This is a genomic window from Comamonas piscis (assembly GCF_014109725.1).
Classification (GTDB): Bacteria; Pseudomonadota; Gammaproteobacteria; order Burkholderiales; family Burkholderiaceae_C; genus Comamonas; species Comamonas piscis.
In genome coordinates this window covers 642567-655240 of the sequence record NZ_CP058554.1, presented here as the reverse complement: position 1 = coordinate 655240, position 12674 = coordinate 642567, and the positions used below count along the sequence as shown (strand labels likewise).

Genomic DNA, 12674 nt, shown 5'->3' with positions numbered 1-12674 from the left:
CGGCACACCCCGCAAACGCCACGACACAGGTTGCCCTTCGCAACGCGAAGGGTCGCAAGCAGCAGGGGCGGCCTTCTTTTGGGTACTTTTCTTGGCCGCGCAAGAAAAGTACCTCGCCCGCCGGGGCGAGACCCGGCCAGCTGCCCTACGCAGTAGTAAACAACGGCAAAAAAAAGCCCAGCGGAAAGCAAGCCGGGAGCCGCACTCCACCGCAAAGGACCAAGTCCTCCACCACCCAAAGAAGCTATCTCGAATCCCCCCTTTTGCATGCGCCTGGGGCGTGGTGTTTGCGGGGTGGCGCTGGCACCGAAGAGTGCCAGTGCTTCGTCAACTAGCTTGCCGCGTCTGTCCGAACGGAGCGCCTACGGCGCGTAGTGAGTTTCGCGGCACACCCCGCAAACGCCACGGCACAGGTTGCCCTTCGCAAAGCGAAGGGACGCAAGCAGCAGGGGCAGCCTTCTTTTGGGTACTTTTCTTCGGCCGGCGATCCGGGGCTGAGCAAGAAAAGTACCTCGCCCGCCGGGCGAAATCCGGCCAGCAGCTTTAAAGCTAAAGCTACCGCCTATAAAAAGAAAAGAGCATTGCGGACACACGCCGGCAACGCTAAAAACAAAAAAACCGGAGCCGAAGCCCCGGTTCTCACTCGCATCGCTCAGACAGCAGCGCGGAGTGGCCCGCCCTGCTGTCCTTCCGATTTAACGCTTGCGCATATGCAAGCCAGCAGCAGCCGCCATCAACATGGCCAGCAACAGCAGCGCAACGCGGCTGTCCACAGGCACCGGCACAGGATTGGCCGCTTGCATGCGGGTCAAGCTGTTGGCCAAAGCCACAGGCATGTCGGTATCGGCTTCCACCGTCACCGTCGTCTGGTCAAACGCAGGGTCTGCCCAACGGTAGCCCACAGGGGCGTCCGGCGTGGTCTGCGTCATCGTGCACTGGGCACCGGCTTGCACGCCAGTGATCATCGCCATCGCGCCAGGTGGGGCGGTCAGGGTCGCGGTGTGCACGGTGCCAGCGGTAGGCAAGTCGCAGGTCGCGGTCAGCGTAAAGCTGAAGGGGCCGGCTACGCCATCAGGCAAGGTCGTGGTGGCGTTGACCTGGATGTTGCCTTGCTTGGCCGTCAGCGCGTTGGTCACACCCACAGCCACCACACCCGTTGCAGGCACCACCACGGGGGCGGGCACCGAAGGTGCTGCCCAGTCGTAGTTGGTCGGCGCCGTGGGCAAGGGCTGGTCTTCCACCACCGTGCAGTTCGCGCCAGCAGGCACGTTGGCAATGGTCACCTTGTTATTGGTCGGGTAGTCGGCCAAGGTCGCGGTGTAGGTGGTACCGGCAGCAGGCAGGTCGCAGGTCGCGGTAAAGCCAAAGCTGAAGGGGCCTGTCACACCGGCGGGCAACGCCAGGGTCTTAGTCACTTCAATACCGGCTTGCTGGCGCACCAGGGTGCTGGCCATCGTGGTCGCGATATCGCTGTTGGCAGGCACCGTCACCGTTGCATTGGCAGCCGCAGGACCCCAGCTGAAGTTGGTCGGAGCCGTGGGCAGTGCACCTTCGGCCACCACACACTGTGCACCAGCGGGCACATTGGCAATGGTGGTGGACGTCGCCGTCGGGTAGGTCAAGCTCGCCGGGAACACCGTGCCGGCGCTTGGCAGATCGCAGGTCGCCGTGTAGGTGAAGTTGAACGGACCCGTCACACCCGCAGGCAGCGGCAGCGTCTTGTTGATGGTGATCGTGCCGAACTGCTGAATCAGCGTATTCGTCACACCCACCGAAGCCACACCCGAGCTGGGCACCGTCACCGCCGCAGGCACGCTTGGAGCGCCCCACTCGTAGCCATTAGGCGCTGTAGGCAGCGGCGCGTTTTCCGTCACCGCGCAGCTGGCACCCGATGGGATACCGGGGATCGTCACCCGCGTGTTGGTCGGGTAGTTCGCCAAGGTCGCGCCGAAGGTAGAACCTGGGGTTGGCAGGTTGCAGGTAGCGGTAAAGCCAAAGCTGAAGGGGCCCGTCACACCGGCAGGCAAAGCCAGGGTCTTGGTCACTTCAATACCAGCAAGCACGCGAACCAGGGTGCTAGCCATCGTCACCGGGGCCGATGCATTCAGCGGCACGGTCACATTGGCGTTGGCAGCCGCGGGGCCCCAGGTGTAGTTCGCGGGGGCGGTTGGCAATGCACCTTCTGCCACCACACACTGCGCACCAGCGGGCACATTCGGGATGGTGGTCGACGTCGCGGTCGGGTACGTCAGGCTGGCAGGGAACACCGAGCCGGCCGTTGGCAGATCGCAGGTCGCCGTGTAGGTAAAGGTGAACGGACCAGGGGCATCACCCGGCAAGGTCAGATCCTTGGTGATGGTGATGCTGCCCAGCAGTGGGTTCAGCGCATTGGTCACCGTCACTGCCACATTGCTGTTGGCAGGCACCACGACCGCAGCGGGGGTGCTGGGTGCGGCCCATTCGTACATGGCGGGAGCGGTAGGCAAAGGCGTGTCTTCCGTCACCGTGCAGTTGGCGCCAGCAGGCAGGTCGGTAATCGTCACTGCCGTGTTGGTGGGGTAGCCCGACAGGGTGGCGGGGTACACCGAGCCTGCCGTGGGCAGGTCGCAGGTGGCGGTAAACGCAAAGTCAAACGGACCGGTCACACCACCAGGCAAGGTCAGCGCCTTGTTGATGGTCAGGTCGCCCAGCTCCTGCTCGGCAAACAGGTAGTCGATCGCCGTGCCACCGATGGGCACCACAATGCCGCTGATGCTGCGGCCCGCGGCCGTGCCGGATGCCGCACCGTTGACCGTACCCGCCGTAGAGCCCACATTGGCCCAACCGGCAGCGGGTGCAATGCTCAGAGTCCAGGATCCGCTGGCCAAGCCAGGGAAGTTGGCTACCCCATCAACCGTGGCGCCCGGCGCAAAGCTGTAGGCACCCGTGGCATCGGTCACTGCGCTGTGCGCCTCGCCGGCCGTGCAAGCAGGGCCTGCCACACAGGTCAAGGTGGCGGTCACACCGGCAATGCCGGCTTCACCCGGGTCAGGCAGGTTGTTCATGTTGGCATCGTTGAACACGGTACCCACCAGGCTGGCAGCCGCCTGGCCAGCCAGCGCCACCCGGCCGCTGGCCGTCAGCACCAGGCCGTTGGCGACCAACTCGCGGCCAAACACGTCGTTGAACAGCGTGGTCGCTGGGGTCAGCGGCCGGGTGCTGCGCATCGTCAGGTTGGCAATGCCGCTGTAGCCAGGCTGCAGGGTCGAGCTGGTGGTAAAGCGCAGGGCGGTCACGCCGGCGGGGAAGACAGCACCAGGCATGTAGGCCACCCAGGCGACGCCGGTGGCCGCATCCTCATTGCCCACTATTTGCAGTTGGGTTTGCACCGTCGCTGATGGCGTGAGCGTGTACTCGATACCAATCGTGCCCTGGCCGGCGTTGGCCATGGCGCCGTCTGCCGTCAGCATCTGCAGCGGGCCCAGGCCCGTGGTGCCGCGGACGTCACCATCAAAAGGCAGCAAATCAACCATGCGCAGCTGGCCCTTGGCCAACGAGGTGGCATTGCCGAACGAGATCGCATAGCCAAACGGCTGACCAGCAGTGATACGGATCACCGGGTTGGCGGGGTCGCTGTTGTCCTCGGTACCACCGCTGACAAGCGCCTTGCTCATTTGGAAGCCGGCGACGCCGGAGACCGTGGTGCTGACGCGTTCGGTGCGGTCTTGCAGCAGTGCAACGGGGGCGATGTTGGTTACGCCAGTCCAGTCACCAAAGCTCAGGTCGTTAGTGGCAGTTACCAAACCCACCAGCGGGTAAGCACCCACCGGCGATACGTACGCGGCCTGCGCCTGGAAGGTGATCGGTGGATAGACCGTGACATGACCTTGGTGCGGGGTCGGGCCAACAGCCCCCCCTGGTGCAGCCAGGTCATTCAGGTGCAGTACCAGCTTGGCAGGTGCCTCGCCAGGGTCACCCGTTCCAGGCAAACCATCAACGCCCAGGTTGGCGGGCGTCAGCGTGTAGGTCGCACCAGGCGGCAAGGCCGGAGCAATCGATGACTCCAGCGGTTGGATATAGGTATTGGGGAAATCAAGCGTGATCTCCACATTGCGCGAGACGGCATTCAGGCCATTGATGGGCGAACCAATGGTACGCGGCGTCACGGTGATCGGGAAGAGATCGCCCGGCGCCACACTCGCAGGCATGCCAATGCTGTGGCGGACCAGTGCTGACGCGGCCTGCACATAGCCACCGCCAATGCCATTTGAGGCACTGTTGCCATTAAAGGTGGAATACACACGACCGGATGCATCGGTGAAGTACTGCCGGAACCAAGGCAAAGGAGCATTGTCCGCCAGCGCTAACGATGCAGCGCTGGTGCTGCGCTGTAGCGGCATGACCAAGCCAACTGTTTGGCCCGGCGCCAGATCTGGGCGGTAGAGATAACGAACACTGGTAATGCTATTAGCCGGCAACGACGCGTAGTCGCTGGTCCACAGTGGGCTGCCATCGCCAGCTACACCGCAATTGGCAGCACGGCGTGCTGCGTCGTCGGCATAAGGCTGTGCAGAATACTCCATCACCATATCTGCGGGGGCAACGTCAGGCTGAGTCAGATTAAGTGGCTGATAGAACAGCGTCACGTTGCTGAACTTGAGGGTCGACGCAGCACGCAGCTCCAGCAATGTTGGATCCCATGTCACGCAAGATTGTGTGTCCGTAGCAGCTTGCTCGGAAACGCTCTGATTAGCCAAACCCACCAGAGCGAAAAAGTTTTGACCCGGCAGCACTTTCTCAAACCCCTGCGCAAATCCATGACCATCGTTGTACAGAAAGTTAGAACTATCAAATGCTGTTCCACCGCTGGGTTGCAATTGCACCGTCTGTGTGCGATTGATTGACGCGCTAAGGCAGGTTTGCGCATTATTGATGGCCGCGTTCACTGGGCAAGTAAAGCCGGCTTCGTAACCCGGCGCAGGCACCACATTGGGCTGACCTGACAAACCTTGAGGTGCGAAATCCGTCAGTTGTGCCGTGATGTAGCTCTGCACACCTGCTGGAAAGTTCGGTACTTCAGGCACATCAATTCGCACCTCAACAGCTGCGGTTTGACGCCAGTTGGCCGCATATCCCCCAACAGACGCTGCGTCCAAAAAATGCGTAACACGGTTGTTGAATTGCACCGTTACATCTGTACCTGGACCGCCGGGCTGGCTACACGTAGTTCCGATGGGGCATGTTGAGACGAACGCACCAGGTTGCACTTTGAGCGTAATCGAAAATGGATTCTGCAGAGCCTCGTAACCTTTGAAGTGGCCACTGGCTGGAAGTACTGCCCCGAGGCTGATTACCAAAGGCATTCGGCGCAACCAAACCCCTGAGCCTGGTGCACTCTCCACACGCACGATATTGGCTACTTCCACTCGATTTCGGGTGTCAGTTTTCGGCGTAGCCGACACCGTCACAGGCGTCGAAGTAGCCGTTGTGCCACCCGACGCTGCCGTCATCGTCACTGCCGCGCCATTGGCTACCGCGCCCACCCAACCCAACAGCTGGAAAGACTCCACCCCTGGAGTGGCAGGCTGGCGATCACAGGTCAGCACATTGCGGTCAGCATTCAACGAGCCACCACTAGGTCCATTACAGACCGTGGCGGCCGTGACCGTCGGATCCCAACGCATGCCAGCAGACAAAGTCGCGGTGATCACGCTGCTGGTGGTGTCCGAAGCGTTGTAGTTGACGGTGTACAGAACCGTGTCTTGCGAACGCACCACGCCATTGAGCGCACCGCTGTCGTTGCCGGGGTTGTTATCGGCATCGAAAGGGATGGTGCCATCAGCACTGACCACCACGCTGGTGATGCCAATGGCGGCATGCGCAGGGGCCGCCAACACGCAAAAGCCGGCCAGGGCCAGCAAGGTGGGGGCGATTGCCGAAATGCGGGGCGCAGCCCGCTTGGGGGTTGCCGCCTCAGGGGCGTTGAGCGCCGAGGGCGACGCCCCTGGCCTTAGCAAATTGATGCAGTTTTTTATCATAACCACTCCATCCATTGAAAATATTAATATTTCAGAATTCTAAGGTCTCGCCTCCAAAAAGTAGCACCCGAAGCAACTGGCGGCGTGAAAACCACCAACTCGCCAAAGGTTTATAAAAGTTGACATTGCTGAGGTATGGAGGCCCTCGTCCACGGGTTTACCCACCCTGTTATGGATGCCTTTTGCACCCCATTTACCACCCCGCTAAATGCGCTGCATCGCCTATCTGTCTTGCGATGGCTGCTAGCAAAGTGCGCGTGCGTTCCCACCAACCTAAAGCGACAAAACGGTTCACATATGAGCTCAGAATGTCCAAAATCATGCATGTGTTTATTTTGTAACGATAGGTTTATGTTTGCAGAAAGAGACGCTTAGGATGACGAAATAACCGCATTCAGAAGCCATTGAAAACACTGAATTTTATTTTTATCGTTGCTTTTTATAGGATGCAGGCATTGCTAATTTGTCACAGCAGCTTGCTCATATCTGATTGATTACTATTTTTCTGAATGTGTTTATTCAGAGGAATCGATTCGTTAACTTCTGAAAACCAAACCCTATATGCCACTAGGACATAGAGGGCATTGCGGGGTGTTGGATGGCGGTTAATTCCTGGCCACTGAGCGCTACCAGCCCTTCCCTCAGGAACATGCCAGCACAGGGTGTTTGGCAATACCTCGCCCTGCGACAGAAGCAACTGCCAAGGCCCCCATCTCTTGCAAAAATTGGCTGCGCGATGCCCTGGCCTGGGGCGGTCAAGTCAGCGCCTCGGCACGGCACCGCAGACGATTAACAATAGCTGTTAATGATTTATTTAATGTTTTTCTTAGCGTAAAGCTATAATTTGCGAGCGCTTGCTTCTCCCTCCGCCTTGGCCGCAGCCCGGCGCAGGCCAGGCAGGCATCTCTCAGGCTTGCAAGGTGTGGGGTGTGGCCTTTGCTCCCCGGCAATCAGGCGGCCTGGCTTTCTTGTTCAACCCCGGCAGGTGTTCTGGCCTTGTCCCAAGCCACCACCTGCCTTGCGCTGCAGCTGCCGTTGAAAGGTTCGCCGTCCACACAGGTACCGGCCCTTTCAGCGCCCAGCAGCACCAGCGCGCTCCCTTTGCCCTGCCATGTACCTCCTGATCTTTGCTGTCAGCGTGCTGATGCTCAAAATCTATGAAGTGCCACCCGTTGATGGCTGGCTCTGGCCCGAGGTGCTGCTGCCCTCGTTCATGGCCCTGCTGTGGAAGCTCTGGGCCGACTGGTCCGGCTACACCCACAAACGAACCCGGGCGCGCAATGCCCGCAAGCAATCTGCCCGCTACGTGAGAGACAAGGGCCTTTTCAAATTCAACCCCCAGAAAAGGCCAGGCAGCAGATAAGAACGGCCCACACGGCCCCGGCAAACCACCCCCTCCCCAGTTTGCCAAGGAGACACCGCCCCAGCCCCAGGCCACGCCACAAGCACTGCCAGGCGTCGGTCGGTCCGTCACCAGGCCTTGTGGGCCGCTCTGAGCCCGCCGGCTGCATACCTGCATGGGTATGGGCCACCACCCCCCACGTCTTATAAGAAGTAAGTCCCTATGCTCACCTTGATTGGCTTGGCCATTATTGTTGTCATCGTCGCCTTGCTGCTGACCGAGAAAGTCTCTCCGGTCATCAGCATGGTTCTGGTTCCCCTGGTCGGCGCGCTCGTGGCCGGCTTCAGCCCTGAAGAGATCAACGCCTTCTACCGCCACGGCATCAGCTCGGTGGTGCAGGTGGTGACCATGTTCATCTTCGCCATCCTGTTCTTTGGCGTGATGAACGATGTGGGCCTGTTTGACCCCCTGATACGCGCGATGGTGCGCATCACCCGCGGCAATGTGATTGCCGTGGCGGTGGGCACCGTGCTGATATCGGCGGTGGCCCAGCTCGATGGCGCCGGCGCATCGACCTTTTTGCTGGTGGTGCCTCCGTTGCTGCCGCTGTACCGCCGGCTCAAGATGAGCCCGTATCTGCTGTTTTTGCTGCTGGCCGCCAGTGCGGGCGTGGTGAACATGCTGCCCTGGGGCGGCCCGGTGGGCCGGGTGGCCACGGTGCTGGAGATGGATGCCGTTGTGCTGTGGCGTGCGCTGATTCCGGTGCAGGCCATCGGCCTGGTGATGCTGCTGGCCATGGCGGTGTTTTTGGGCCTGCGTGAGCAGCGCCGCATCCGCGCAATGGAGCAAGGCGATGACAGCGCCGACGCAGGCGCGCAGACCGCGTTGGCAGCCAGCCATGGAGCCGCACTTGCCCCTACGCCGGTAGACGGCCTGGCCGCCGCACTGCAACCCCATGGCGCCACCGAGCTGGCCATCCAGGAAGCGGCAGAAAGAGCGGCCGATGAGGCGCGTGCTCAGTTGCTACGCCCCCGCCTGCGCTGGGTGAATGCGCTGGTGTTTTTGCTCACGTTGGCGGTGCTGGTGATGGGACTGTTCCCACCGGGCTATACCTTCATGATTGCCTTGTGCGTGGCCCTGGTCATCAACTACCCCCAACCCAAGATGCAGATTGAGCGCATCAACGCGCATGCGGGCGGTGCGATCATGATGGCCAGCATCATCCTGGCCGCTGGCACCTTCCTGGGCATCCTCAAGGAGTCGGGCATGCTCAACAGCATTGCCGTGGCGCTGGTCGATGTGCTGCCTGCGGTGCTGCTGCCCTATCTGCACCTGGTGATTGGCGCCATCGGCATTCCGCTGGAGCTGGTGCTGAGCACCGATGCCTATTACTTTGCGCTGTTCCCCGTCGTCGAGCAGATCACCAGCCAAGCCGGTGTGGCGCCCACATCAGCGGGCTACGCGATGATCATCGGCAGCATCGTGGGCACCTTTGTCTCGCCGTTCTCCCCCGCGCTGTGGATGGGCCTGGGCCTGGCCAAGCTGTCGACGGGCCAGCACATCCGCTACTCGTTCTTCTGGATTTGGGGGCTGTCGCTGTCGCTGCTGGCCGCGACCTGCTTCCTGGGCATCATCTAGGCGTCCACCAGGATCTGTGCACACGGCGCCTTCGGGCGCCGTTTTTGCGTGGGCACCCCAAGCCCCTTCAGCGGCGCAGCAGACGCGCCGCTGCCACTTGCACGGGCGCGGGGTAGGACACATCCACTGCCGGTGGCCGCTCTTGCAGCGACACGCGGAAATCGCGGGCATAGCCAAAGCTGGGGGCCGGCTGGCGCGCAGAGAACCAGAACGTGGTCGCCGTTGCAATCTGCGGCATGCAGTACCAATAGGCATGGCCATCGCCATCTATCGCCCACCAGCGCGCGTTCTCTGGCGCCTGGTTCCAATCAATTGCGGTCATTTTCATAGCTGAGTTCATCACAGAAAAAGCAGCGCCGCGCCGCCAGGCAAGCCCCTGCGAGCGGGTGGCGTTGGCTGCAGCACGGAGATGCGGATCACAAAAAGTACGGGGAGGTTGCTGCGCTAGGCGAGACGGGCGCATCGACGCACCGGCGCATCGGCGCACCGGTACATCAATGCCGCTGCAACTGCCGGTAAGCACTTGCCTGGCCCCCGTTGCGAAAGCGGCCGACATCGCTGACGGCACCGCGTTGCATGCGCTCGGCCCATCGCCAAAACTGCCAACACCGGCGCGTTGACCCGGCGAGAACCTGCGCTAAAAAACCAACTTACATGATAAAGTACATCTATCAAAAATAACAATCAATAAATTTAACAAATGTTATGCCAGCGCGTTTTCACGGAATTTTTGGCTGCTGCACTTCCTCCAAACAACCCAGTCTCGCTCGCATGTAAACCAGTAAAAACCCCATGCCTAATGGTTTTTAACCGCATAAGTCAGCACCCGTTTCGCGCGTCTGCCATGCGGAATGGGGCTAAGAGCACCACTGGATATCCATCAATTTCTTACTTTTTAGTAAAAGCTGCATTGCATAGATATTTACAATTGGATAATTTAATACGATTTGAAAAAATGAATTCGACATGACGCACGTATTCCAGCCGCAGAGATCGGCCCCCATCCCCACGTTGCGGCAACTCAGCTGTTTCAAGCAAGCTGCCGAACACCCCACCTTCACCCAGGCTGCAGAGTCGCTGGAGATGAGCCAGCCGGCTTTCTCCTCCGCCATCCGCGAGCTGGAGATCACCCTGGGTGCCACCTTGTTTGACCGCAGCATGCGGCGCGTCAGGCTCACGCCAGCGGGCGAATCGGTGCGCGCGCAGGTCAGCTGGATGATTGCCACCTTTGACCAGGGGATGGACGACATGCTGCAGCGCCTGCAGCACCGCAGCCATGTCATCCGCATCCACTGCATTCCCTCGGCCCTGCAGTGGATTGCCCCGTATATGGCGAAGTTTCAAGCGCACTACCCGGAGGTGCAGTTCCAGATGGACGACATGCACAGCGACACGCTGGCCCAGTCCATCACACAGGGCGATGCCGATATCGCGGTGGGCCTGCATTTCGACACGCCAGCGCACATCGACTCGCGCCTGATTGCCACCGATGAGATCCTGGTCGCCGTCTCCGAACGCCATCCGCTGGCGCAGCATGCCACGCTGTATTGGCGCGATTTGAAGGACCAGTCACTGGTGGTTTTGCGCCGGGGCAGTACCTACGAGATGATTGCCGCCACGCTCAAGGCCCAGGGCGTGAACATGAACACGCCGCAGAACCTGTGGTCCATCGAATCGCTGTATGCGGTGGTGCACAACGACCTGAAGGTGGGCGTGATCTCCAGCCTCAACAAGCAGGCGCTGGCCGACCCGCAGCTGTGCTACCTGCCGGTCAGCCGCCCGCATCTGGCCCGCAAGATTTGCCTGATGAAGCATGGCAAACGGGCCGATACACCGTTGCTGGTGCAAAGTTTCTGGGACTTGCTGTGCGACACGCTCTGAGCGGCCAGCGCCACCCCGTCGCTTGCACGCGCCAGCTATTCTGAGTACGCCTTGGACCAGCCGCCTGGCCGATCGCAGCAAGCCTCCCAGTTCTTGCCCCGTGCCGTGTGGCCAATGCCGGGGTTGAAGCTGTTGCTGGGGTCCAGGCTACGGTAAAAATCCGCCAGCGCAGGCTTGGCCACATAGAGGTGGCCCACGTTATGTTCTGCCGGGTACTCGGCCCGGCGTGCATCCAGCAGCGCCCACATGCGGTGCTCCATGGCCAACGGGTCCACCCCCTTCTTCACGATGTAGTCCTGGTGGAAAACATGGCAGAAGAAATGGCCGTAGTACAGCTTGTGCACCATGTCGGCCTCCACATCGGCCGGTAGCTGCTCCACCCATGCACGGTCATTGCGGCGCAGCGCCACATCGAGCGCGACGATGTCTTCCACCTGCGCACGGTGGATTTCGCGGTAGCGGATGGCGGCACCGGCTATCGCAAAACGGTGCAAAAAGGCCTTGCGGCCTTCGTCGGCATCGCATTCAAACCAAGCGCCACTGGCACTACCGCCAAAATAGCTGGCCAGAAACGCGCGCGTGGCCTCAGCCGTGTCGTTGGAGACGCGCAGCAGCAGATGGTGTTCGTAGCGCTCACGCCACTGGCGCATACGCGCTGGCAGGTGGCTGGGCAGCCATTGGGTCAGGGTTTGGATGACGCGGTCGCTCAGCCCGCGCACACCCAGGCGCTCAAAAAAGCCGTCAATACGGCTTTTGAGCGCAAAAGCAGCGGGTACCCGGGCGGTGCCCAAGCGGTCAATCAGTAAGAAAGTGTCTTTGCCGTAGCGCTCGCCAATGTCGTAAGCGGTGCGGTGGATGTACTCGCCGGCAATGGGCAGCTCCGGCAAGGCGGTGAGCAGATGGCGGCGCACCTCGGTCAAATCATCGGCCGCATTGCTGCCGATGTAGAACACGGTGCTGGGCACTTTGGGGAAGGTGTCGAGCCGCACCGCAAACAGGCAGAGCTTGCCGGCCGAGCCCGAGGCCTCAAACAAGCGCGAGGGATCGGCATTGAAGCGCGCGGGCGAATCCTGGTCCACATCGCGCACGGCGGCGGCGTAGCGCGGATCGGACGCGGCGCGCTGCGCATCGTGTGCAATGTCGGCCTCGTGGTAGTCGCCGTTTTGCAGGCGGGTGAGGATCTCTTGCGGCGTGGCGCCCAGCGCAATGCCGAGGTGGTTGACCAGCGCCAGCGTGCCGTCGGCCTGCACCTGGGCATAGAGCGCCAGCTCGGTATAGGCCGGGCCGCGCCGCACCAGCGAGCCACCGGAGTTGTTGCAGATGCCGCCCAGCACCGAGGCGCCGATGCAGGACGAGCCAATGACCGAATGCGGCTCGCGCCCCAAGGGTGCCAGCACCTGCTCCAGCTTGTCCAAGGTCGCGCCTGGCAGGCAGACGACCTGAGCGCCATCGCTGATGACCTGTACGCCGGTGATGCGCAAGGTGTTGATCAGCACAATCTCGCGGTCATAGCCACTGCCGTCGGGCGTCGATCCGCCGGTGAGCCCGGTGTTGGCCGCCTGCATGATGACAATGCGGTCGGCGGCCACAGCAGCCTCCAGCACCTGCCACTGCTCCCACAAGCTGGCCGGGCGCACCACGGCCAGCACAGGGCCTTCACCCGTGCGGTGGCCTTTGCGAAAGCGGCGCGTGGCCTGGTCGCCGGTCAGCACATGGGCGGGGCCGACGGCGGCGCGCAGCTGGGCAAGCAGCGCATCGCGCGAGACGGGGGTGGTGGGGGCAGCGGTCATGGCAGG

The 12674-nt window shown here is 61.4% G+C and carries 7 protein-coding genes; 4 read left to right on the top strand and 3 right to left on the bottom strand.

All coding sequences use genetic code 11. The features are described 5' to 3' along the window. Nucleotides 1-695 precede the first annotated feature (695 nt). Complete coding sequence (locus HS961_RS02975) at nt 696-4562, bottom strand: DUF5979 domain-containing protein (protein ID WP_182326308.1); 3867 nt, start codon at nt 4560-4562, stop codon at nt 696-698. 1198 nt (nt 4563-5760) lie between these two features. Between HS961_RS02975 and HS961_RS02970 the strand changes: the two genes are divergently transcribed. The 3 genes from HS961_RS02970 (at nt 5761) to HS961_RS02960 (ending at nt 8997) form a co-directional block, all read left to right on the top strand. After that, nucleotides 5761-6060, top strand: coding sequence for a hypothetical protein (locus HS961_RS02970; protein WP_182326307.1), 300 nt, complete (start codon nt 5761-5763; stop codon nt 6058-6060). A gap of 1068 nt (nt 6061-7128) precedes the next feature. Further along, nucleotides 7129-7380: a TIGR04438 family Trp-rich protein gene (locus HS961_RS02965; RefSeq protein WP_182326306.1), complete on the top strand. Its 252-nt coding sequence runs from the start codon at nt 7129-7131 to the stop codon at nt 7378-7380. A 201-nt stretch (nt 7381-7581) separates the two neighbouring features. After that, nucleotides 7582-8997, top strand: coding sequence for a CitMHS family transporter (locus HS961_RS02960; protein ID WP_182326305.1), 1416 nt, complete (start codon nt 7582-7584; stop codon nt 8995-8997). A gap of 67 nt (nt 8998-9064) precedes the next feature. On the opposite strand, the gene HS961_RS02955 is transcribed toward HS961_RS02960, so the two are convergent. Next, a complete protein-coding gene (locus HS961_RS02955; RefSeq protein ID WP_238347760.1) occupies nt 9065-9319 on the bottom strand; it encodes a hypothetical protein in 255 nt (84 codons plus the stop codon). Between the two features lie 644 nt (nt 9320-9963). Between HS961_RS02955 and HS961_RS02950 the strand changes: the two genes are divergently transcribed. Beyond that, nucleotides 9964-10878 (top strand): LysR family transcriptional regulator, encoded by a 915-nt coding sequence (locus HS961_RS02950; protein ID WP_182326303.1) that lies wholly within the window; start codon nt 9964-9966, stop codon nt 10876-10878. 35 nt (nt 10879-10913) lie between these two features. On the opposite strand, the gene dld is transcribed toward HS961_RS02950, so the two are convergent. Further along, a complete protein-coding gene (gene dld, locus HS961_RS02945; protein ID WP_182326302.1) occupies nt 10914-12668 on the bottom strand; it encodes a D-lactate dehydrogenase in 1755 nt (584 codons plus the stop codon). Between the last annotated feature and the right edge of the window lie 6 nt (nt 12669-12674).

Excerpts from the sequence above, each read along its gene's own strand:
- HS961_RS02975 (WP_182326308.1), bottom strand. The coding sequence starts at position 4,562 with ATGGAGTATTCTGCACAGCCTTATGCCGACGACGCAGCACGCCGTGCT.
- HS961_RS02965 (WP_182326306.1), top strand. The coding sequence starts at position 7,129 with ATGTACCTCCTGATCTTTGCTGTCAGCGTGCTGATGCTCAAAATCTAT.
- HS961_RS02960 (WP_182326305.1), top strand. The coding sequence starts at position 7,582 with ATGCTCACCTTGATTGGCTTGGCCATTATTGTTGTCATCGTCGCCTTG.
- HS961_RS02955 (WP_238347760.1), bottom strand. The coding sequence starts at position 9,319 with ATGACCGCAATTGATTGGAACCAGGCGCCAGAGAACGCGCGCTGGTGG.
- HS961_RS02950 (WP_182326303.1), top strand. The coding sequence starts at position 9,964 with ATGACGCACGTATTCCAGCCGCAGAGATCGGCCCCCATCCCCACGTTG.
- dld (WP_182326302.1), bottom strand. The coding sequence starts at position 12,668 with ATGACCGCTGCCCCCACCACCCCCGTCTCGCGCGATGCGCTGCTTGCC.